Below are 24,696 nucleotides of genomic sequence, written 5' to 3'. Positions count from 1 at the left end.
GCAACGGGCTGTAGGCCAACATAGTATGTTAAAAAGGGGGTCATAGGTACATTATAGATGGTGATTGTTAAGAGAAGATGTTTCCTATATTACAGTTTCATTACAATAGGTAAACTTTTATCATAAAAATCAATAAAAAAGGTGTTACAAATGGATAAACTCCACCTGTAACACCGATTATTTCATCTATTTGTTACTAAAATAACAATTAATCTAACACTTCTACAAATGCATTATTTGTACGTAATGCTTGTACCACGTGCTCTACATCGGCTTCCATCACAGAAGCAGATAATACATATTTAAGATCATCATAGTCTTTTTCTGTAGCATTGCTTGCACTGTATGCTGCATCATTGTCACTATCGCTACGAGGAGAATCTTCACTCTCTAGACGATCTTCACGATTTTCAATGATAGCCGTTGGAGCAACAATACCACCTGGACCTGCTCCAGATGGAGCTCCTGCTGTACCTACAGCACCGCCTGTATTTGTAGCAATCGGAACGAGTGGTACTAATACTTTACCACTTTGACTAATTTGGTGTGGCAATCGTCCCACCTCAAGTTGTTTTACATTGAACGTTTGCAGAGCTGTTCTAGCACCCTCTGCTTGATCTTCTGTTTGAAAATAAGCTTGAATATGTTTAGTCATTGTCATTACCTCCTTGCTGTATTTTAAATACGTATTACAGACATACTATTTAAGAAAAAGAAATCTTTTCGTGGTGCGTTACACTTACAATGCTTTTAGTATTTCACGTACAAACGCAGGCTCGTCTTTTGGCGTACGAGAAGTGATAAAATTACCATCTACAATCGCTTCGCCATCTTCAAACGTTGCTCCTGCATTGACCATGTCGTCTTTTAGCGGAGGGAATGAAGTGATCGTACGTCCTTTAAGCAAATTAGCACTTGCCAGAATTTGTGGACCATGGCAAATCGCTGCGATTGGTTTTTTCGCTGTATTAACTTCAGTAACAAATTTCAAAATGTCTTGATCTAAACGCAAACCTTCCGGTGAAGAACCACCAGGGATTACAACTGCATCATAATCCGCAGCATTAACTTCACTGATTGCTTTTTCGATCGTGTATTCCTCTTTACCGTTTTTACCTTTCACCGTTTCTCCTTTTTGGAGACCGATGATATCTGCATCATGACCTGCTTTTTTTAGCTCGTCATAAGGTACCTGCATTTCGGAATCTTCAAATTGGTCTGCTAATAAGAATGCTACTTTACTCATGGGAATTGTTCTCCTTTCGTGTTGCTATCTAGTTAATCAATACAGTGTAGTACTGTAATTGTTCTCGCTTTCTTATTACCCTGTTCTCCTGTTCTTCTACCACAATCAGCTCTTGAATTGATAAATAAATAACAAAAAGGACAATCTTTTGTCCCAAAGATTGCCCTTTTGATCTTGTTAGTATTGTATTTTTGATCACGATCATCTACATGTCAACGTATTAATTTTTAGCAACAGGGCTATCAATAATCAATGTTACCGGTCCCCAATTGGTCAAAGATACATCCATATCTGCGCCAAATATTCCTGTTTCTACACCTACGCCTAGACTGCGTAAAGCCTCGTTAAACGCTTCATAGATAGGCGTAGCGACTTCAGGACGTGCAGCATCACTGAACCCCGGGCGCTTTCCTTTGCGGCAATCTCCATATAGCGTAAACTGGGATACCGATAATACTTCACCACCGATATCCTGTAGACCTAGATTCATTTTACCTTGCTCATCTTCAAAAATACGAATGCCTGCTACTTTCCCTGCAAGATACTTCGCATCTTCGATGGTATCCGTATGAGTAACACCGACTAACACCATCAATCCTTTGCCAATCTGCCCGACAATTTCTTCATTTACAGTGACAGAAGCATGTTTGCAACGTTGAACGACTACTCTCATAAATTCAAATCCTGCCTTTCTATGTAGAAAAGAAGCTAAACATTCCAGTAAAGGAGATTAGCTTCTTTTCAATTTGTATCATCATGTGTTGGTTTTACTGCATAATCCGGTGAACGGTATATACATCTTGGATTCGTTTGATTTTATCAACAACCGATTGCAAATGATCGGTATTACGAATCAGAATCGTCATATGAATCATTGCCATTTTGTTTTTGTCTGAACGTCCAGACACAGCCGAAATATTGGTTTTATTTTCAGCTACTGTCTGCAACACTTCATTTAGCAATCCACGGCGATCATGACCGGTAATTTCAATATCAACACTGTAGTTCGATTCGACTGCATTTTCCCAGCCGACTTCGATAATACGTGCTGCTTCACTGTTATCACTGACATCAGGCACATTGGTACAATCGCTACGGTGAATCGAGACACCCCGTCCGCGTGTAACATAACCGACAATATCATCACCTGGAACTGGATTACAACATCGAGCAAAACGAACTAATAGATTATCAATACCTTTGACGCTCACACCATTGGTTGGACGTGGACGTTTTTCTTCCGGTGCTGTTTTGACTTCTTTAACCTGTTCACTCAGTTCAATAATTGCAGATTCTTCTTGTTCTTTACGCAATTTTTCAGTTAAACGTGTACAGACTTGAGCTGCTGTAATGCCACCAAATCCTATAGCAGATAACATATCTTCGCTATCATGAAAGGCAAACTTTTTACCGACTTCGACTAACTTATCATCGGTTAACCAGACAGAAGGCTCCAGATTTAGGCGCTTAATTTCACGTTCTAATGCATCGCGACCTTTTTCTACATTCTCTTCACGTTTTTCTTTTTTGAACCATTGCTTAATTTTGCTACGCGCATGAGAAGACTGTGCAATTTTGAGCCAATCTTGACTTGGGCCATATGAATGTTTGGAAGTCAAAATTTCAATAATATCGCCTGTTTTTAAGCGGTGATCGAGCGGTACAATACGACCGTTGACTTTAGCACCAATCGTTCGATTCCCCACTTCGGTATGAATACGGTAAGCAAAATCTAGCGGTACTGAACCGATTGGTAATTCAATAACCTCGCCTTTTGGTGTAAATACAAACACTAGATCAGAGAAAAAGTCCATTTTAAGGGATTCTACAAATTCAGAAGCATCTTTCGCTTCATGCTGTAATTCGAGAATTTCTTTGAAAAAAGGAACTTTATTTTCGATCGTACCTGTTGTGCCTTCTTTGTATGCCCAGTGAGCCGCAATACCAAATTCAGCGGTGCGGTGCATATCCCATGTACGAATCTGTACTTCTGTAGGTTCACCATTTGGGCCTACAACCGTAGTATGCAAAGACTGATACATATTTGTTTTAGGCATCGCGATATAGTCTTTAAATCGACCTGGCATCGGCTTCCACAAAGTATGAATAATACCGAGTGTTGCATAACAATCTTTAATATTATCTACGATAATACGGATCGCCAGCAGATCATAGATTTCATTAAACTGTTTATTTTTGATCGTCATTTTTTGATACACACTATAGATATGTTTCGGTCTACCGGAAAGGTCAGCTTCTACACCCATCTCTGATAGCTTTTCATTAATACGACCGATAACATTATCAATATATTGTTCACGTTCAGCACGCTTTTTGTGCATCAAATTAGCAATACGATAGTATTGTTGTGGATTCAAGTAACGAAGTGCAATATCTTCCATTTCCCATTTAATCGCCGAAATACCCAGACGATGAGCAACAGGACAGAAAATTTCAAGCGTTTCGTACGCAATCCGACGTTGGCTTTCTTCGGATTGGTATTTGAGCGTACGCATATTATGCAGACGGTCAGCTAGCTTGATTACAATTACGCGGATATCTTGCGCCATTGCGATAAACATTTTACGGTAATTCTCATTTTGTTGTTCTTCTTTGGAGCGGAATTTAATTCGTTCTAGCTTGGTTAGACCATCAACCAGCATGGCACAATTATCGCCAAACCGGGTACGAATTTCATCAAGGGATACGGTGGTATCTTCAACAACATCATGCAGAAGTGCGGCGATAATGGAGATCGTATCCATTTCCATGCCAACAACAATATCTGCAACCGCCAAAGGATGCAAAATATAAGGTTCTCCTGACTTCCGCACCTGGCCGTGATGGGCTTGATCAGCAAACTCATAGGCTTCCCGTATGCGGTGAAGATCCTTTTCTTTAATGTAGGCGGACGCCTTTTCAAGTAATCGCTCTATGCCCATAGAATCGTTGTCGTATCCTTTCTATTTATAAATAAACATTGTGAGTTCCTTATAAAAAAACAAAGAATGTCACCTGTTTTCACATCTTTTTTAAAATTTTCAGTAGTTGTCAAAAATACATATCAAAATGGAACCTGCCCATATCTGTGTGGCATCAGGTTCCGAAAAGGGGATTTCCTATAATTATGCCTCTTGCACGTATCCGCGTCAACCATTCTGGATGAATGGTTTATGAAGATTATCAAGCTTTTCTGAAAAACGTTATTGAAAAAAACATCCAAACTCATTAAGCTATTAAAGATATGCCTTCTGGTTATGAGTCAGACAGTTGTTTCATGATTGAAGTAGTGCCATTTGATACAGAGGAGTGAATAGCGTGCAGCGTGAAATTCAAGTGAATGAGAAACTGCCTTTATTTCAGGGATTGCTGTTAAGCTTACAGCATCTTTTTGCTATGTTCGGAAGTACTGTTCTTGTTCCTAATCTATTCCATGTTGATCCAGGTATGATTTTATTGATGAATGGTATAGGAACCCTGCTTTACATTTGGATCTGTCGGGGCAAAATTCCGGCTTATCTCGGTTCTAGTTTTGCTTTTATCGCTCCAGTTACACTTGTTTTGACCAAATACGGATTTGATGAGAATGGATATTCTCTAGCTTTAGGTGCTTTTATTATAACAGGAGTTATCTTTGCACTGGTCGCTCTTATTGTAAAATATGCCGGTACACGCTGGTTAGATATTGTATTCCCACCAGCAGCGATGGGCGCTATTGTTGCTCTAATCGGACTTGAACTGATTCCGGTGGCTGCACAAATGGCTGGATTTATAGCTCCTTCAGGTGCAGATGCAAGTACATGGGCTCCTGATATGAAAGTCATTACGTTATCGCTGATTACACTGGGAGTTACCCTGCTAGGTGCAGTAACGTTTCGCGGATTTCCCAAAATCATACATATTCTAATTGGTATTGCTGTTGGTTATGGACTCGCTTTTCCGATGGGATTAGTCGATACCACCAAAATTCATGAAGCAAGCTTTATCCAATTACCACAGGTTGTGACACCTTCATTTAACTGGTCTGTTATTTTGACTATTATTCCAGTGGCATTAGTTGTTATTGTAGAACATGTAGGTCACTTGCTAGTCACCAGTAATATTGTCGGCAAAAATTTATCCAAAGATCCAGGGCTACATCGTTCCTTATTAGGTAATGGTATTTCTACGATCTTATCCGGGTTTGTCGGTTCTACACCGAATACTACTTATGGTGAAAATATCGGTGTTATGGCGTTGACGAAAGTGTACTCTATTTATGTGATTGCAGGTGCAGCGTTATTTGCTATCGTATTATCATTCTCAGGTACATTTACAGGAGCAATCTCTGCTATTCCTCAACCAGTTATGGGTGGTGTTTCTCTACTGCTATTTGGAGTTATTGCTGCATCTGGTCTACGTATTCTAGTCGAGCAAAAAGTCGATTATTCCAAAGCGCAAAACATGCTACTTACTACTATGGTACTGATCACAGGTCTAAGCGGAGCGACTTTGAAATTTGGCTCTGTAGAGTTAAAAGGTATGGCACTTGCTACGATTGTAGGTATTGTACTGAGTTTGTTTTTCCGTTTGCTACATGTAACCGGATTATCGAATGATAAAGACGATCCATCTTTGCCAGCCAAAAATCCAGATTGATAGATTAATATATTCATTTGATTCATCTTCACTACTTTAAAATAAAAAGACTACCTTTAGCGTACAAAGTAATTGTACAAAGGTAGTCTTTTTTATTGAATGCTATGCCTTGTTTCTTTTTAGAAATAGCGTTGTATTTTCTGTTCGAGATATCAAGGTCATGATGACCATCCCAAGCAAGTCATTTTCTTATAATACGAGTCATATACCATACTCAATATATGGTTGCTGAATAACGCTCACATCTGTTCGCTCGACGTGTTATAGGAAAATAATTTGCTTATTTTTTGAGTCTGAAAATACGAGCTATTCCATTGTGAATCCATTTCGATTCTTTGGTCATCAATGGCCCCAAAATTGCTAAAATTAATACATAGATTGCAGCAAACGGTTGTAAAATCGCAGCCAGTCCTCCAGCAGCACCCAGATTCGCTACAATAATTGAAAACTCACCACGTGACATAATCGTTAGCCCTACATTGGATGAAGATTTAGGTGACAAGTTAGCTGTTTTGCCTGCTAACATTCCTGCCGAGTAGTTACCAATCATCGTCAAGATTACAGCGCCGATCGCTAACCAGACAGCATTTCCACCTAATGACAATGGATCAATCGTTAATCCAAAGCTAAAGAAGAACAATGCGCCAAAGAAATCACGGAAAGGTAAAATAATTTTTTCGATCCGATGCATATGCGAAGTTTCGGCAAGAACAAGCCCTACTAACAAAGCACCGATTGCTTCTGCGACATGAATCGTCTCGGAAAATCCAGCAATTAAAAATAATGCAGCAAATACAGTACACATAAAAATTTCATTCGACGGGATATTGAGTAGCTTATTCAATAACGGTACAGCTTTGCGTCCGACGACTAGAATAAGTAACATATATCCAAGTGCTAGAGCAGCAGATAGAAGAATACCACCAATAGAAGTTGCTCCACTTAACAATAGACCGGAGAGTACAGATAGATACACTGCTAAAAATACATCTTCAAACATAATAATGCCGAGTATCATTTCTGTTTCTGGATTAGCAGTCCGTTTGAGATCAACTAACACTTTCGCTACAATCGCGCTAGAAGAGATCGTTGTAATCCCTGCAATCACCAATGTTTCTTTGATGCCGAATCCAGTAGCAAAACCGAATAGCAATCCAAGTGTAAAGTTAATTCCAATATAAATCGTTCCGCCAATCGCTATTGATTTACCGGCTTTGACCAACCGACCTACCGAGAATTCGAGTCCCAGATAGAACAGCAGGAAAATAACGCCGATCTTTCCCATAAATTCAATCAATTCCGCACTTTGAATAAATCGAAAATCCAAAATGCCGAATACCGGTGCATGAGGTCCTACAGCCATTCCTGCTAAAATATAAAAAGGAACTACCGAGAACTTCAATTTGGATGCAAGTAATCCTGCTAGCGCTACTAACAGAACAGCAATCCCAATCTCAAAAACAATATAGTCCATATTATCCAGACCCCCTCTCAAGCAATTGCTTAAGAATCTGAATACCACTACGCTCACCAGCTACTACAAGTGTATATCCTTCTTGCAGTACATATTCTGGCCCTGGACTAATCTTCTGCTTACGACTGGATTCAATACTTGCAATAACGACAGTGCCTGTATTTTCCCGAATCGCTAAGTCGCCAATCGTTTTCCCCAGACAATCCATATTTCTTTTCAATTTGTACCATTCGATACTCAATTGAGATAACGATAATTCAGCTTGTTCCAGTCCACTAGGTCGATAACTCATTCCACCAATAATACTAGCAATTTGACGAGCTTCTACATCTCCAAGTGTAACGACCAACTCATACTCTTCCGGGCTGTCTGGTGGATTGTGAAAAATCTCTCGTTTCCCATCTTCATGGACAATAATCGAAATTTTCTCACTTTCTTCTGTTTCTACTGAAAATTTCCTGCCAATACCGGGTAAGTCCGTCTCACGAATGTTAGCCATACTTCCCCCTCCTTTATCTTTAAAATAGCATGACTATTTGATACAGAAATAACTGTACATACAGTATGCTTCTACAATGTTATACGGGCTTCTATTCAATAGGTTTCATAAAAAAACTCATTTTTGACCAATTTAGCTCAAAAAACGCCAAAAAACCCGATTTACCAACAATAGTTATTGGCAATCGGGCGATATTACAACACTTTTTATATATGATTCTTTTTATTTCCCGGGAAATGCTCTGTTTTAGAACGGATATTGTGTCAATGTGAACACATCAACGTCTGGTAATTTTTCACGACCATTTAAATCTTGCAACTCGATCATAAATGCTGTACCAACTACATTACCACCCAATTGACGAATCAAATTGATAGATGTAGCAATAGTTCCACCTGTAGCAAGTAGATCATCAGCAATCAGAACATTTTGTCCTTCTGTGATCGCATCAGCATGCATTGCCAGGCTATCTTGACCATATTCAAGTGCATAATCAGCTTGAATCGTTTTGTAAGGAAGTTTGCCAGCTTTACGAATAGGTACAAAAGCTACACCTAATGCATAAGCAAGTGGCGCACCTACTACAAAACCGCGTGCTTCTGGACCAGCAATTACATCAATTTGCAAATGCTCAACCATTTTTTTCAATTCATTGATAGACTGTTGGTAGACAGGTCCATTTTGCATCAAAGTGGTGATATCTTTAAAACTGATTCCTTCTTGCGGGAAATCAGGAATCACGCGAATATACTCTTTAAAATCCAAAAAAATCTCCTCCTCAAAATAAAAACCTGTATAACCCTATACTTTTTTTTGTTATGACGCGCCTTGCATGCGGGAAATCATCCATGATGTTAACTGCGGCAGATCACTTTCACATAACATATATTCCATTTCAGCCAGCTCGCTAAGTTCCTGATACCGCTTCGAACTATCCAGAGGACGTTTGGAAGGAGAAGTATTAACCGTAACCTTTCCTTGCTCTCGGATAATAAATTCCAGTTCCTCGAATACTTCCAGCATAAGCTGTACCATTCTTATTGAACTGGATGTTTTTTGACTCAGGTAAGGAATAAGCTCATCTTCATGAACAAATTGCTGATTGCTTTTGACAAGCCATCCATAGATCAATTTAAATTGATCTCGATCAGGTTTTTGCAGAAGTTCCTGCTGTTGCCGCTTATCATGGAGAAGAATGATATTTTCAAGAGAAGTGAACTGGGCAAAAATCATATCCAATTGCCCTGTATGCGCTGGTAAAGACAATACACATAACGTGCGTACAGCTTCTGCACCATATTGCATAGAAATAGTATTGCCAGCGATAATGCCAGCCTTTCTATCATAACCCCAAAGGGATACATCACACAATTGGCTTTTTAATAAATCTTCATCTTCTTCACTTAATATCGCCCATTGTCCTTGTTCCATCGCCATATAACGTCCAAATTGTTGACGAACTTTGGTCAATTCACTATCGATCGCTTTGCAATCACGACGATCCCAGATTTGCAAGCCCGATACAGCGATATCCTGAATCATCAATTGAGGTTTGCGATTCCCCCGCCACTCATTGATACTCGTTTCGGCGAGCAGATCGATATGATCTCCTTCGGCAAGTAAACCCGCAAGTTCTCCTTTACCAAAAGCAACACCTTCTATCATCGTATCCCCTTGCTCGACAACTAATCGCAGATGTGTACCTGTTTTACCAATCGTTTTGGCTTGAATCACTTTAACACCGCGCAACACAATCCGAGGTAATGGATTAGACATCCCAAATGGAGCCAACTGATCTAATTCTTCAATCGCAGATAAAGATAACTCGCTTAACTCACATTCACAATCCGCTTGCGTCTGTGGAACCAACTCTTTTTCCGTTAAGATGGTAGCTGCTCGCTCATTCAAAGCGTGACGAAAAGCATCCAATTGATCACGATGAAGTGTCATTCCTGCCGCCGCTGGATGTCCTCCAAAATGATCCATTAAATCGGCACAGTTCAGTAGCGCTTGATAAATATCGTATCCGTCAATCGAACGAGCAGAACCTTTACACAGCCCTGTTACGGGATCAATTCCCAATACAATCGTAGGACGATAATAACGATCTAACAATTTAGAAGCCACAATCCCAACTACACCTGGATTCCAACCTTCTCCTGCGACTACAATCACATCTGGAATCTCTTTGGTCTGTCCCTCATACCCTTTTGCAACCATCTGATGTGCTTCTTGAGTGATCGTATTTACAAGCTCCTGACGAGATTTGTTTAATTGATCCAGCTCATGAGAAATATAATCAGCTTGCTCTGCATCTGTTGTAGTCAACAATTCTACAGCACGCATCGCATGTTCCATTCGTCCACTTGCATTGATACGTGGAGCCATTGCAAATGCAATATGTGTAGCCGATACTTGTTCATGTTCAATACCAGCTACATTCATCAAAGCGGTAATCCCTACAAATGAACTGTTTTTCATTTTTTCTACACCTGCACGTACCATCATGCGGTTCTCACCTTCAAGTGGCATCAGATCGGCTACCGTACCGATAGCGACGATTTCTAACCATTGCTCAGGCATAGAACCTAATAAAGCGTGAGCCAGCTTAAAAGCAACCCCAACACCTGCTAACCCTTTAAAAGGATATGGGCAATAAGGTAGCTTCGGATTCACTAACGCATACGCTTGTGGCAACACAGCAGGTGGTTCGTGATGATCGGTAACAATAACATTTATACCATATTGGGCTGCATGAGCAATTTGTTCTACTGCACTAATACCTGTATCCACCGTAATAATTAAGGTTACGCCTTGTGCATGAGCTTGATCGATCGCATGTTGATGCAGTCCATATCCTTCTTTGGAACGATGAGGAATATAAGTATCAAAGTCAGCCTGTAAATGACGCAACAAATAGATCATAAGGGTCGTACTGGATACACCATCTGCATCATAATCCCCATAGATCCATATTTTTTCCTTTTGTTCTAAAGCTTGACGTATTCGTGCGACCGCTTCTGTCATCCCTGCTAGCAAATACGGATCATGAATATCATCACGACTTCCATGAAGAAAATGTAGTGCTTGTTGTTCCTCTGTATAGCCTCTACTGGTTAAAAGAGTAGACATTAATGAAGATATGCCCAACTTGTTCGCTAGAGACTGTGAAATCGTCTGATCAGGACGACGAATATTCCAATGATATTGTGAATGAATCATATGGTTCCTCCTTATTGAAGCATACCGTTTCCAGATGTATCTCTGCTTTGTGTCAGTTCATAATTCGATTTATACGGATATCCACCGTTATAAGGCACTACCTGTACCTGTACACTACTGACATGAGCAAAACGACTTAACAATAAATTTTTGGCATACTCTGAAATTTCTGCCGCTTCTCGAACCGTAATTTGTGGATTCACACTGATTTTAAGATCGATTTTGACACTGTCTCCTACTTCTTGTGCTTTTAATTCTTCTACAGTGATAACACCCTGTACACGTTGTACGGTATCCATAAAATCTACAGCATCTTGTTGATCTAATTCTTGTACCAGTGATCCATAAATAGAATGCTTCGCAATTCGATATCCTTGACGCCATACAATACCAGCCACCAGAATAGCTGAAATCGGTTCGATATAATACAGTTGATCGATATTCAATTCCAAAGCTGCAATTGTACTTAACATCCCGGCAAGCACCAGAATAGAAGAGTACAACGAATAACGGTGATTATCCACATCATCTGCCAGACGAGCATTTTTTTGCTTTTTCGCATAACGATAACGATAACGGAATACAGCTTCATTGATAGCAATAGATAAAAATACAGGAATAATCGCATACGGCTTAGGATCAGGAGTCTCTATAGACATCATATCTCGTATAGCTGAAATGCCAATTTCTAATCCACCTAACAACAAAAGCACAGTTATCATCAAGTTAGCAAATGGAGCACCTGTTTTGGCAGGAGGTTGATTTTGCGCTAATTTGTTATGTTGGCGTGTGTGCTGTTTTGCATTCCCATTGGGATTGGATAAACGTTCGACAAGACTACTTGCCGCTGTAGAAGCTGTATATAATGCATCTCCCATCAATGCTTTATTGTTAGCAATATAACCGGTAACTCCTTTGACAATCGCCAATCCGAGTCCCGTAACAACCGATGTCCAAAACACCTTTTCTCCTTGATGGATATCTTGGTTTTTCACGATTTCCCCTCCTAAAACAACATAAAGCCGCGTCTGTAACAGGACGCGGCTTCAACATGTTGGACTTGCAATGTTACGCCGTCGTTTTAGACGGAGTTTTCGCTTTTGGTTTTTGTCTGTTTTTAAGCAATAACCACAATGGGCTAGCAATAAAGACAGAAGAGTAAGCACCAAATACAAGACCAAGAATCATTGCTAATGAGAACATACGAATCGACTCACTGCCGAATATGAACAAACATACGCAAGCGATAAATACAGTTAATACTGTATTTAGTGAACGAGTCATGGTTTGAGAAATACTGTTGTTGACGATGGTTTTAACATCACCAGTTTTCTTCTGTTTAGAGAAGCGTAGATTTTCCCTGATACGGTCAAAGATAACGACAGTATCATTCAGCGAGTAACCGATAATAGTCAGGATCGCTGTAATAAAGGTAAGATCGACTTCCAAACGGAAAATAGAGAAAATCGCGATTACGATAAATGCATCATGAAGCATTGCTACAACCGCAGCGACAGCAAAGCGCCATTCAAAACGAATCGTAATGTAGATAATAATACCCAAACTTGCAGCTAATACTGCCCATAGAGCATTACGCTCTAATTCTTGTGCAATCGCTGGATCTACAGTGTTGACTTCAAAAGAAGCTCCACTATCCAATTGTTTGGTAAATGCTTGTTTGAACTGATTTTCTTGAGTATCACTTAATACTTTTTCGAAACGGACATTCATTCGTCCATCACCGATTGTAATACTAGGATCATCACTCAATTTTAAAGCTTCAATAACTGGTTTGGCTTGAGCTTCTGTGATTGGTTTTGTTAATGTGACATCCACATTAGAACCTGAACGGAAATCAACGCCATAATTTAATTTGAAGATCGCTAGACTCAAAATACCAAGTACGATCAAAATGATCGAGAACGTATAGAAATACTTACTGATTTTGATAAAATCATAATTCCACTTAAAGCGCACTGCGTTCACTCTCCTTTACACCGAACGACTTCGCTTTGGTAATAATCTTTCCTTTGAGAAGCAAAGATAGCAAGAAGCGAGAGAAGAACACATTCGTCAAGATACTTACTATGATATTAAGAATCAATACTAATGCAAAACCTTTTACTGCCCCTGTACCTAATGCGAACATTACAGCACCAGCAATAATCGTTGTGATATTCGCATCCATAATTGTTCCGAATGAATTACGTCCACCTGCTTTGAATGCAGACAATAAGCTCTTACCACTACGAAGTTCATCTTTGATCCGTTCGTAGGTGATAATATTCGCATCTACACCCATACCAACCCCGAGAATAAATGCTGCAATACCTGGCAAGGTTAATGTAAAGTCGCCTGCAATAAAGATCATAACCAATAGCCATGTATGAACAATAATACAGAAACCTGCAATAAGACCAGGCACACGATAGACGAGAGCCATAAATAACAGGATCAAGATCGAACCAATAACCCCTGCAAGCAATGTATCTTTCAACGATTGTTGACCCAATGTTGCGCCAACACTTTGTGAATACACTTCTGTCAATTTAAGTGGCAAAGCACCCAAGTTGATCTGGTCTTTCAATTGTTGTGCTTCTTCTTGTGTATACGTACCTGTAATAACAGCTGTTCCGTCTGAAAGTTCACCTTGTACTCTAGGAGCAGAAAGCAATTGATCATTTAGGAAAATAGCTAAGTTTTGACCTGTCAAACGTTTAGTGATCTCAGCAAATTTGCTTGCATCTTTCAACTTAATCGCAATTTGTGGCTCATTCAGTTGAGTGTACGAAATAGATGCTCCATTTTCTGTGAAATCATTACCTGTCAATTCTACTTTACAATATACTTTAAGCGGATCTTGTGCTGCTGGATCCTGCTCTGCTGCGCCATTGTATGTATCTCCAGGGGCAGTTGTAGCTTCTCCAGTCGTTGGATCAACATTAATTTCTTGTGTTGCTCCTGCCGATTGAGTCGATACTTCATTGCTGTCTTTGGAAGTCGATTTACTCGTAGCATCAGATTTTTTAGTGCTACTTGTAGATTTGCTTGTTGCTTCATCTTTTTTCGCAGAAGAATCTGTTGTACAGCCATCTGCGCTACGGAATGTTAATTCCGCTGGTTCTTTCATCGTTTGGCGAACGGTTGCTTCGTCCGTAACTCCAGCAATTTTCAGACGAATACGATCTGTACCCTCTGTTGTAATTTCTGGTTCACTGGTTCCCAAAGCATTTGCACGTTGTTCCAAACTTTTTGCTGTTTGCAATAATGATTCCCTGGTGACTTGTTCCCCCTGCGTGGTTGGCGTAGCCTGATACAAAATCTCGAAACCGCCCTTAAGATCCAGTCCTAAACGAACATCCTTAAATAACGGTGTCGTTGCGCCAATAACGCCAGCAACGACGAGCATAACGACTACGAAGCTGATGATTCTTTTCATCCCGTATGTGGTTCCCCTTTCATTCTCAATATTCCTATTATAGCGATGGCACAAATTACAGTCAATTTACCACTGGTCTGCAAAATAAACAAGCTGATGTCGATAAAGTACCGACTCCAGCTTATCATTGGTTCATGCTGTTATTCAACAGTTTATGATTGATCCAACGGTGCCTGGTTCCAAGTATCTGGTGCGCTTTTATAAGATGACATTGTTACATAATTCATAAACTGATTTACCCTCATCGACAAAATGTCACTAACCAACTCATGAAGTTTGGGCATCCCCTGCTTATCATATTTGTGGCCGAGGCAATCCCATATCTCATCTGAAGTCACATTTTCGTAGCCAAGCAGACGAAATTCTTCTGCTTTACTTTCGCATAATGTCTCAATTACTTCAGTAAGCTCGGCATTGGTCAATTCTTCCATCGCCATTGGAGCACCTTTCCTTCCCACACTTGATTACCCTGTCTATTTTTTTATTTGTCCATGCTCAACATTAAGTAATTCTGCATTGAATTGGAATCTCCTGCTACATTCACAAGATAATAAAATAAAGATAAGCAGAAGCTATTGCCAAAGAAATAAGTGTTAATGGTAATCCTACTTTCAAAAATTCCATATAACTAAAATGATGTTTTTCACGATGAGCTATAGCAGCGACTAATAGATTGGAAGAAGCACCGATTAATGTCCCATTTCCACCAATACAAGCACCTAGGGATAAAGCCCACCAGAGAGGGTTAAGCACAGCAGGCGCATCTGCATTCATTTGCACTCCTGCTTCTTGAATTAAAGGAATCATCGTCGCAACCCATGGAATATTATCAATCGCCGCAGATACCAGACCTGTTATCCACAATATAATCATCGCCGCAAATCCCAGATTGCCATTCGTTAATTCTAATAATTGTGTAGCTCCCAGACTAATCCATCCTGTATCGACTAGACCGCCTACCAATATAAATAGCCCGATAAAAAACAAAACGGTTTCCCATTCGATCTCACGCCAGATTTCGCCAGTACGCCACTGGGATCGAGTACTAACTAACAGCATCAATACAGCGCCGCTTAAAGCAATCACAGGAGTCTCAATGCCTATCCAGTTCTGACTTACAAACGCAAGCAACGTCACTATAAATATAATCAATATCGCTATTGCGCGACGAGGGTTCTGAATATAAGAACGCGCTTCTTCCTCCAAATGTTGCAGTGGAGCCTTGAGTGAGTGTTGACGGAATGATTTGCGATAAAACAGCAATAACAGACCTACATTCACAACTAATAATATAAGTACAATAGGTCCAAGTACTGTCAGAAATAAATTAAAAGTCAACTGAGGATTAGCCGATCCGATCCAAATATTCACCGGATGCCCAATCAATGTCGCAGCACCACCCAGATTACTCACCAAAATCTCAGCAATCAAAAAAGGAACAGGATTCAGCTCTAATTTACGAGTAATCACAAATGTGACCGGTACGATCAATAATACCATCGTGACACTATCTAACAGTGCTGAACCAATAGCAGTCAAACAGGTCAGCAAAAGCATAACCCGTACAGGTCCGCCTTTCGTCCATTTCAGACTATAGATCGCTGCATACGGTATCAAGCCACTTCGATTCATCACAGCCGCAATGAGCATCATACCGATCCAGAGAAAGATCGTATTCCACTGGATATGCATCATATAAGCATCTTGCCAATGCACAATACCAATCACAAGAAAAATCAGAGCTCCTGCTAACGCAACTAACGCTCTACTGATCCGATCCGTCATCCACACTGCATATATGATCAAAAAGATCACAATCGCTGCCACAGGCTGCCATGAACTCATCAACGCTGTCGGTTGCATATTGCACCTCCTTATTCATACTTTATGTTTATCCTATCTACTTCAATATATCATCTTCAAGCAAAAAACGGACCTGTTAATCAGGCCCGCTTCGATGTAAACATTATTATTAAGGATCAATACACGTAATTATTTAGTCAAAACAGGTGCTTTTTCGCCTGTTGCATGACTGATTGAAGCACGATCGAATGTTAATTTAGTAACATCGTTTACGCGCAAAACAACGATATCGTCTGTGATTTCAGCAATCGTACCGTGCAATCCACCGATCGTTACTATTTTATCACCTTTAGACAATGTATTTAACATCATTTTACGTTGCTTTTGTTTCTTTTGTTGCGGACGAATCAGTAAGAAGTAAAAAATAACGAACATAAATACAAATGGAAGGATTGCTCCCCAGATACCGCCTGTTCCACCTGCAGCTGCTGCTGTTTCAAACATGTTATTTCCCCCTTTTTCTTATCAACCATTAATCGAAAAACAATATCATATCGTTTTCGATGGATGTCATGTACATACCGTTTTTTTAGAACCCTTTATCATTATCATGTAGTCCATATTGCGTGAAGAACTCTTCTTTAAAGTCCAGAAGACGATCATCCATAATCGCTTGACGTACATTTTTCATCAGATTCAATAAGAAATGCAGATTGTGATAAGTGGTCAATCGTAGACCAAATGTCTCGTCTGCTTTGATGAGGTGACGCAGATAGGCACGGGAATAATTCCGACACGTATAACAATCACAGTTCGGATCAAGTGGTCCAAAATCACGTGCATATTTTGCATTACGTACCACTACGCGTCCTTCACTAGTCATGGTTGTACCATTGCGTGCAATCCTTGTAGGCAACACACAATCGAACATATCTACTCCACGAATCGATCCTTCGATCAAAGCATCAGGCGAACCGACACCCATAAGATAACGTGGCTTATTGTGCGGAAGAAACGGTACAGTGAAATCCAAAGCTTGATACATCAAGTCTTTAGGCTCACCTACACTCAGTCCACCAATAGCATACCCCGGGAAATCCATCGAAGTCAAATCAAGTGCACTTTGTTTACGTAGATCTTCATGCATCCCACCTTGAACGATTGCAAACAGCCCTTGATCATGTGGACGACCATGACTTTCAAGGCAACGTTCTGCCCAGCGAGTCGTACGTTCAAGTGACTTTTTCACATATTCATATTCAGCAGGATATGGAGGACATTCATCAAATGCCATCATAATATCCGAACCTAATGAATTTTGAATGTCCATTGCAATTTCAGGGGATAAGAACAACTTATCTCCATTCAAATGCGATTTAAAATGAACGCCTTCTTCACTAATTTTACGCATATCGCTCAGACTAAATACTTGGAATCCACCGCTGTCTGTCAAAATTGGGCGATCCCAGTTCATAAATTTGTGTAACCCACCAGCATCACGAATCAAATCATGCCCTGGACGAAGAAACAAATGATACGTATTACTCAAAATAATATGCGCATCCATCTGTTTTAATTCTTCTGGACTCATCGTTTTGACTGTTGCTTGTGTACCTACAGGCATAAAAGCAGGTGTTTCAATAACTCCATGCGGAGTATGAACACGTCCAAGACGTGCTCCTGATTGCTTACAAGTTTTGATATGTTCGTACGTAATAGGTCCAGCCATAGTATTGGTTCTCATCCTTCTGCTTATAAAATAGGATAGTCAGTCTTATCACTAAGTTAGCTTATCCTGTTAACGTCACTATAGATATAGCTTACAACAACGTTCATCAACAGTTAATTATACGGGAGCATCCCTATGAAATACAATCATTTTCTAATAAATAAACATCGCATCGCCGAAGCTGAAAAAGCGATACTTCTCAGCTACTGCCTGCTGATAAGCATCCATAATATGCTCTCGTCCAGCTAATGCACTGACCAACATGACCAGGGTAGATTTAGGCAAATGGAAATTCGTAACCATTGCATCAACCAGACCAAATTCATGCCCTGGATAAATAAAAATCTGCGTCCAACCACTAGAAGCTTCGATCAATTGCCCTTTTGCTTCACGAGCTACGGTTTCCAATGTACGTGCAGAAGTTGTCCCTACAGCAATAATACGGCCACCGCGCGCTTTCGTTTCATTTAACAATTGAGCAGTCTCAGCAGACAATGAGTAAAACTCTTCATGCATCACATGTTCTTCAACCGTTTCGACAGACATAGGACGGAATGTACCTAATCCAACATGCAAAGTCACAAAGCCTACCTGTACACCTTTGGCTGCAATTTGATCTAACAATTCTTTTGTAAAATGAAGCCCGGCTGTTGGTGCAGCTGCGGAACCTTCATGTTTTGCATATACCGTCTGATAACGTTCACGATCATCCAGCTTTTCTTTAATATATGGAGGAAGTGGCATTTCTCCTAGACGATCTAGAATTTCTTGAAAAATACCTTCATATCGGAAAGACAATACACGCATCCCCATATCCGATTCTTCTTCAATCACGGCTTCCAGCTCACCGCCAAAATCAATTACAGCGCCTTTTTTCAGCTTTTTACCTGGTTTTACTAGTGCTTCCCAACGATCACCTTCCAGTTGAGTTAATAACAATACTTCTGCTTTAGCACCTGTATCCCGTTTGATCCCAAATAGACGAGCTGGAATTACACGTGTATCATTCAAAATCAATGTATCGCCTTCATGTAAATAATCTAAAATTTCACCAAAATGCTGATGTCTGACTTCACCTGTTTGTTTGTTTAAAGTAAGCAAGCGTGAAGCTGTTCGATCTTGCAATGGAACTTGAGCAATCAAATGCTCTGGTAATTCAAAATCATATACATCTACTTTCATGGTTCTACTTACCCCTTCGTAATTTGCACATTGTTATAATAATGTTGCAAGATTTGTTTATAATTTGATCCTTTGTCAGCCATACCTTTAGCGCCCCATTGGGACATACCTAATCCATGACCATTCCCGTTACCTGTAAATAAAAATCCACCTGCTTCAGTCACTCTAGCTACACCATCACCATTTAAAATCACCGTTGAGCTTGAACCTGTTCCCTGTCCTGAAGCTCCTAAAATAACAGTTCCGGCAGCTGGCATTTCATTTTGATCATTATTTGAACCTACAACTACATAATTTGCTGTATTTACCACATCAAATAATGTACTTGGTAGACTATTGAGTGCAGAACGGAACACATCAGGATACTTCACTTTCACAACAGCACCATTTACTTTGATTTCAGTAACACGTCCAGAAGGGCCACGCTGAGAAACCTGAATAGAAGTGATGGTAGATGGTAAGCTTGCGGTTGTTTTACCTTTTAACGTTGCCAGTATTTGCGCCGAAGTAAAAGGGCCACGTATCCACTGATAGCTATTGGACTCAGGTAATAATTCTAACACAACAGCTTGATCACCTGGATTCATTTGACCTACCATAGATACATTACTTTGTACCACTGGTAAAGGACGCACATTTGTATTTTTAGCAGTAACTGTCATATAGTCTAGTCCAGCCGATGTTTTCTTGCCTGATAATTTTACATTATCTTCACGTACATAACCAGACTTTCCGTTATCTAATAATACATGATACCAATTTTTAAGCGCCGCTTGTGAAGCCGCATCTTCTTTTGATACCACACTCACAAATACATCTCCACCGCCGTTCCATACTTCAGAAGGATCAGCTGAAGCCCCGCCACTATTGGCAGAAAATATCGCCTCAATCACTTTATTATTTTTTGTGACGATTTCACCTGCTGTAGCATCAACAGCCGCAATAATTCGTTTATCTTCTGCACTCACACCGTTATACGCTTGACTCAGTGTAGTATCTACCACATCTGCTATTTTAAATTTAGAACCTTGCTCTTGAAATCTAGCATAACTACGTGCAGCTACTGCTTGAGCTTTCAAAGCTTCTGCTGGCCATGAAGCAGACACTTCGCCACCGACTACTGAATATAGATACTCTTCCATAGGCAAAACATTAATCCATGCCAGTTGACCGTTATAATTACTTATTTCAAAATCACCACGATATGTTCGAGCAGAACGTTCAGTCACTTGAGTTCCTGAATCGTTTCCTTGTAACATCATTTTGACATCTGTTCCACTAACCATATAATGATCAATCGGTGAAGGGCTAGTAATACTTGAAGTCACATTTGTACGTTTAATAAGCGCCGCTTGTGTACTATTTACAGTAGTGAGTGTAATATCAGGTAATGCTGTTGCTGCAACTGATTTGATACTTGCCAAAGAAGCCGCATCTGCTTCTTCCCCTACCCATACATTGTAAGCGAGAGCTCCGCCACTTTTAGTGATAGCGACAAATCCATCCAATCCAGCTGCACTGACAGCAGCAAGTCCAGCATTCGCTTGTGCTTCAGTTGCATAACTTCCAGCAGACAAATGGAAACCACCTTTTACCACAGGTGTCTGACCATTCAAAATAGACCTTACTGTAGAAGCTACACGAGAAGCTCCAGTCGTAGCCGCTGCTTTAGAAGAATACATCCCTGTATACAATTGATATACGGTGCCACCATTTTTGGAAGCTGAGAATACGATGGATTTATCACTTGTCGATTGTAATAGTTTGATCCCTGCCGCCGCTGTAGCGAAATCAGCCGTTTCCAATACTTTCACCCGATAGCCATCAATACCAAAGCTGGCTTGATTGCCAATAGATAACCAAGAATCAACTACTCCATTATTCGATTGACCTACACTAAGACTCCCTGCTGATTTCACATTAACTACAGGGACTATTGAAGAATATGTATTTCCCACATCTAAAAATAGCCCTACACGCACTTTTTCATTATCAACAGATGGTGTTGCTGCATAAGAAGATTGAGGCAATGTTCCTGCTAAAAGTATCACTACAGGCAAAAGCCATAATGTTTGCTTCCATTTTTTCAACGTTGTATTTACATTTGTAGTCACATTCATTCACTTGTTCCTTTCTTGAGTCCATACTTATACATCGACACTCTTATCCATTATACGCATAAGTAGTCCAAATGACTTGGTTTGCACCGAAATTCTCTCAAAATCCTTGCGACTGGTCATACTCAAGTCCTTTTATTCAAAATGTTTTAATATTCAAATCCTCTATTTCCTAGTCCTGTCTTTCTCCGTCTATACTTGTTGTAAATTATATCTATATTACTACAATACATATTTAAAATTGCTCTATTTAACTTACAACACTCAACACTCAACACTCAACACTCAACACTCAACACTCAACACTCAACACTCAACACTCAACACTCAACACTCAACACTCAACACTCAACACTCAACACTCAACACTCAACACTCAACACTCAACACTCAACACTCAACACTCAACACTCAACACTCAACACTCAACACTCAACACTCAACACTCAACACTCAACACTCAACACTCAACACTCAACACTCAACACTCCAAAATTATACGGATAGCTGAACAGTAAGCAACTTCTTTGAGCGCAAAAAAAGACTGACTATTTATAGCATCTTGCTCTCTACAAATAACCAGCCTTTTCTATTCATTCAATTTTATGCTTTTCCATTCAAATGATCGGGCATAGGTATCCCCAAATAATCATAAGCCATAGGCGTAACAATACGTCCTCGTGGAGTACGTTGTAGGAATCCTAACTGAAGCAGATAGGGTTCATATACATCTTCAATCGTTTGACCTTCTTCACCGATAGTGGCAGCGATAGTATCCAACCCTACAGGACCACCGCGGAAATTATGAATCATCGCTTGCAGTACTTTATGATCAATCTGATCCAATCCTCGCGGATCGACTTGTAACATATCCAATGCTTCGTCTGCAATCTCAGGTGTGATAATCCCATCACCACGTACCTGTGCATAATCCCGTACACGTTTGAGTAGACGGTTAGCAATACGAGGTGTTCCTCTACCACGAAGTGCAATCTCGTCTGCTGCATCGCCTACAATATCAATACCAAGTATCTCTGATCCTCGGCTTACAATAAAGGAAAGTTCATCGACTGTGTATAATTCCAGCCGACTCACAACTCCAAATCGATCACGCAAAGGAGCAGATAACAAACCTGCACGTGTTGTTGCACCAATCAATGTAAATGGCGGCAAGTCCAAACGTACTGAACGAGCACTAGGTCCTTTACCAATCATAATATCAAGCGCCGAATCTTCCATAGCCGGATACAAGACTTCTTCTACAGACCGATGTAATCGATGAATCTCATCAATAAACAATACATCCCCATCTTGCAGATTAGTCAGCAAAGCCGCCAGATCACCAGGACGCTCAATAGCAGGCCCTGAAGTTGTTCTTAAGTTGACACCAAGCTCATTAGCAATAATGTTAGCAAGTGTAGTTTTACCTAACCCTGGGGGGCCATATAAAAGAACATGATCCAACGCCTCGCCTCTCAACTTAGCAGCTTCAATATAAATTTTCATATTTTCTTTAATCCGAGTTTGCCCGATATATTCTGAAAGGTAACGGGGACGTAGACTCAGTTCCACCGCTTGGTCTTCCATCATCAAGTTAGCAGATATGATGCGGTCATCCGTCATCTTTATTCGCTCCCCTTCATCTGTTCTACCTGTCTTTTTAAAATTTCATTACCACTATCTTTAAATATACCATAGCTATTCTAATATAAATATTTAGCACAAGATAAGTTCATAGATTGCCGTTTTTTAAAATAGTATCCATTGATCTCAATTACTATACTATTCATCATATATGCAAAATAGAAATAAGCTTTCACCTTCATTAGCTTTGTTCCAAATATACCAAAATAGATCGAATTTCTATTATTCCGATGTATTTTAGCATAGTAATGAGATTAGCCAGTATACAACATTTTTAATGCTCTCTTCATAACATCATCGGCTGTATCGTCAGGGAATACTTCGTGTTTCAACGTTTGCCAGATTCGATCCAATTCGGTATCCGTATACCCCAGAGCTTTCAATCCATCACGTACTTCAGGCCATACTTCTCCAGAAGTAGTGCTAGTCGTTGGTGGAGCAAATAATCCTGTAGCAATAATAGAATCACCAATACCACCCAATTTATCTTTCAAATCCAGAATCATACGTTGTGCAGTCTTTTTACCGATCCCAGGCAATTTGGTCAAAAACGTAATATTTTCTTGATAAATAGCAGTAACAACCCCTTCAGGGCTACCACCACTTAGAATACCAAGAGCTACACGTGGACCAATACCAGATACTTCAATCAATTTGCGAAATAATTTCTGTTCATCACGTGTAGGGAATCCAAATAATTGAATTGCATCTTCACGTACATGATGATGAATATAAATGGTGACTTCACCGGTCTCTTTCATCCATGCATAAGGGTTAGGGCAAAATACGCGATACCCGATTCCTTGCATATCTACAACCACATATTCATTTTCTAAATGCACTATCGGCCCGCGCAAAAAATCAATCATTTTTTCAATACCTCATTTATCTTCGAATTTAGCACATAAGAATGAGCATGACATACAGCCACAGCTAATGCATCAGCGACATCATCAGGTTTCGGAATTTTTTGCAAATTCAAAAACATTCGAATCATTTCTTGAACTTGCCTTTTTTCAGCTTTACCATACCCTACAACAGCTTGTTTTACTTGCATTGGTGTATATTCTGCAATAGGCAAACCCTTTTGTTTAGCTGCTAAGATCATCACACCACGCGCCTGACTCACAGACATCGCATTAGTTACGTTACGGTTAAAAAATAGTTTTTCAAAAGCAACCGTATCTGGTTGATACTTCTCAATTAATTGTACAGTACCTTCATATACATGCAATAATCTATCTTCATCAGGTGTATGAGCTTCTGTCTGAATACAACCATATTGAACTGGAGTCAACTTGCTTCCATTTTTATCTATAAACCCAAAACCAACAATCGCAATTCCGGGGTCAATTCCCATTACACGCAAATCGATCTCTCCCTTGTTCTATTACATAAATATTAATACTCTTTTTATAAATAAAATAGTAATCATAATGAATACATATATTCTGTTTTCCAAATAAATAAAATGAGTTCTTACTGATGATAGAGAGTAATTTATTATAGGGCTTACTACTACTCATCATCTTAATCATATATTCAAGTAAAGCTAAATAGGCGAACATATGTATCTCTTTCATTTCATTATAGCAAATATAAATCCACTTGAGTTAATAAAATAACAAAATTTCATTTCAATAAAATCTATTCCATTTCAAAGCTAGGTTAAGTTATTCTTATTAAAATCATAACTATAAATA

General features: G+C 39.7%; 21 protein-coding genes. 1 reads left to right on the top strand and 20 read right to left on the bottom strand.

Going from position 1 to position 24,696, the window contains the following annotated elements:
* Positions 1-208: 208 nt before the first annotated feature.
* From PQ460_RS06075 to PQ460_RS06060, 4 genes are all read right to left on the bottom strand, one after another.
* Positions 209-655 carry a hypothetical protein gene (locus PQ460_RS06075; RefSeq protein WP_274172055.1) on the bottom strand — a complete coding sequence of 149 codons (447 nt, stop codon included), beginning with the start codon at positions 653-655 and terminating at the stop codon, positions 209-211.
* A gap of 84 nt (positions 656-739) precedes the next feature.
* Positions 740-1,246, bottom strand: coding sequence for a type 1 glutamine amidotransferase domain-containing protein (locus PQ460_RS06070; RefSeq protein ID WP_273613351.1), 507 nt, complete (start codon positions 1,244-1,246; stop codon positions 740-742).
* Between the two features lie 220 nt (positions 1,247-1,466).
* Positions 1,467-1,919, bottom strand: a complete 453-nt coding sequence (dtd, locus tag PQ460_RS06065) for a D-aminoacyl-tRNA deacylase (RefSeq protein WP_274172054.1) — start codon at positions 1,917-1,919, stop codon at positions 1,467-1,469.
* 94 nt (positions 1,920-2,013) lie between these two features.
* Positions 2,014-4,188, bottom strand: coding sequence for a RelA/SpoT family protein (locus tag PQ460_RS06060; RefSeq protein WP_273613353.1), 2,175 nt, complete (start codon positions 4,186-4,188; stop codon positions 2,014-2,016).
* A gap of 376 nt (positions 4,189-4,564) precedes the next feature.
* On the opposite strand from PQ460_RS06060, the gene uraA reads away from it, so the two are divergent.
* Positions 4,565-5,884 carry a uracil permease gene (uraA, locus tag PQ460_RS06055; RefSeq protein WP_274172053.1) on the top strand — a complete coding sequence of 440 codons (1,320 nt, stop codon included), beginning with the start codon at positions 4,565-4,567 and terminating at the stop codon, positions 5,882-5,884.
* A gap of 280 nt (positions 5,885-6,164) precedes the next feature.
* On the opposite strand, the gene PQ460_RS06050 is transcribed toward uraA, so the two are convergent.
* The 16 genes from PQ460_RS06050 to ruvC form a co-directional block, all read right to left on the bottom strand.
* Entirely contained in the window at positions 6,165-7,358 is a 1,194-nt protein-coding gene (locus tag PQ460_RS06050; protein WP_274172052.1) for a cation:proton antiporter, read from the bottom strand.
* Between the two features lies 1 nt (position 7,359).
* Complete coding sequence (locus PQ460_RS06045; protein WP_273613356.1) at positions 7,360-7,857, bottom strand: cation:proton antiporter regulatory subunit; 498 nt, start codon at positions 7,855-7,857, stop codon at positions 7,360-7,362.
* Positions 7,858-8,103: 246 nt separating this feature from the next.
* A complete protein-coding gene (locus tag PQ460_RS06040; protein ID WP_204822972.1) occupies positions 8,104-8,622 on the bottom strand; it encodes an adenine phosphoribosyltransferase in 519 nt (172 codons plus the stop codon).
* A gap of 51 nt (positions 8,623-8,673) precedes the next feature.
* Positions 8,674-11,079, bottom strand: a complete 2,406-nt coding sequence (gene recJ / locus PQ460_RS06035; RefSeq protein WP_274172051.1) for a single-stranded-DNA-specific exonuclease RecJ — start codon at positions 11,077-11,079, stop codon at positions 8,674-8,676.
* Positions 11,080-11,090: 11 nt separating this feature from the next.
* Positions 11,091-12,074 carry a cation diffusion facilitator family transporter gene (locus PQ460_RS06030; RefSeq protein ID WP_274172050.1) on the bottom strand — a complete coding sequence of 328 codons (984 nt, stop codon included), beginning with the start codon at positions 12,072-12,074 and terminating at the stop codon, positions 11,091-11,093.
* A gap of 73 nt (positions 12,075-12,147) precedes the next feature.
* Positions 12,148-13,056 carry a protein translocase subunit SecF gene (gene secF, locus PQ460_RS06025; protein WP_274172049.1) on the bottom strand — a complete coding sequence of 303 codons (909 nt, stop codon included), beginning with the start codon at positions 13,054-13,056 and terminating at the stop codon, positions 12,148-12,150.
* Positions 13,046-14,518, bottom strand: coding sequence for a protein translocase subunit SecD (secD, locus tag PQ460_RS06020; protein ID WP_273613360.1), 1,473 nt, complete (start codon positions 14,516-14,518; stop codon positions 13,046-13,048). The genes secF and secD overlap by 11 nt, the downstream gene beginning before the upstream one ends.
* 152 nt (positions 14,519-14,670) lie before the next feature.
* Positions 14,671-14,955: a post-transcriptional regulator gene (locus tag PQ460_RS06015; RefSeq protein ID WP_204822967.1), complete on the bottom strand. Its 285-nt coding sequence runs from the start codon at positions 14,953-14,955 to the stop codon at positions 14,671-14,673.
* A 103-nt stretch (positions 14,956-15,058) separates the two neighbouring features.
* Complete coding sequence (locus tag PQ460_RS06010; protein ID WP_274172048.1) at positions 15,059-16,381, bottom strand: ArsB/NhaD family transporter; 1,323 nt, start codon at positions 16,379-16,381, stop codon at positions 15,059-15,061.
* Between the two features lie 129 nt (positions 16,382-16,510).
* Entirely contained in the window at positions 16,511-16,825 is a 315-nt protein-coding gene (gene yajC, locus PQ460_RS06005) for a preprotein translocase subunit YajC (protein WP_274172047.1), read from the bottom strand.
* Positions 16,826-16,910: 85 nt separating this feature from the next.
* Positions 16,911-18,050 carry a tRNA guanosine(34) transglycosylase Tgt gene (tgt, locus tag PQ460_RS06000; protein WP_274172046.1) on the bottom strand — a complete coding sequence of 380 codons (1,140 nt, stop codon included), beginning with the start codon at positions 18,048-18,050 and terminating at the stop codon, positions 16,911-16,913.
* A gap of 153 nt (positions 18,051-18,203) precedes the next feature.
* Complete coding sequence (queA, locus tag PQ460_RS05995) at positions 18,204-19,232, bottom strand: tRNA preQ1(34) S-adenosylmethionine ribosyltransferase-isomerase QueA (RefSeq protein WP_274172045.1); 1,029 nt, start codon at positions 19,230-19,232, stop codon at positions 18,204-18,206.
* A gap of 8 nt (positions 19,233-19,240) precedes the next feature.
* Positions 19,241-21,352: a SpoIID/LytB domain-containing protein gene (locus PQ460_RS05990; RefSeq protein ID WP_274172044.1), complete on the bottom strand. Its 2,112-nt coding sequence runs from the start codon at positions 21,350-21,352 to the stop codon at positions 19,241-19,243.
* Positions 21,353-21,952: 600 nt separating this feature from the next.
* On the bottom strand, positions 21,953-22,972 hold the full coding sequence (gene ruvB / locus PQ460_RS05985; protein WP_069329815.1) for a Holliday junction branch migration DNA helicase RuvB: 1,020 nt from the start codon (positions 22,970-22,972) through the stop codon (positions 21,953-21,955).
* A gap of 275 nt (positions 22,973-23,247) precedes the next feature.
* Positions 23,248-23,862 (bottom strand): Holliday junction branch migration protein RuvA, encoded by a 615-nt coding sequence (ruvA, locus tag PQ460_RS05980; protein ID WP_274172043.1) that lies wholly within the window; start codon positions 23,860-23,862, stop codon positions 23,248-23,250.
* Entirely contained in the window at positions 23,859-24,362 is a 504-nt protein-coding gene (gene ruvC / locus PQ460_RS05975; RefSeq protein WP_204822960.1) for a crossover junction endodeoxyribonuclease RuvC, read from the bottom strand. The genes ruvA and ruvC overlap by 4 nt, the downstream gene beginning before the upstream one ends.
* Positions 24,363-24,696 lie beyond the last annotated feature (334 nt).

It is taken from the genome of Paenibacillus sp. KACC 21273, assembly GCF_028736095.1.
Taxonomy (GTDB): Bacteria; Bacillota; Bacilli; order Paenibacillales; family Paenibacillaceae; genus Saccharibacillus; species Saccharibacillus kyungheensis.
The sequence above is the reverse complement of the archived record's forward strand: the minus strand, read 5'-3'. Positions and strand labels throughout refer to the sequence as shown.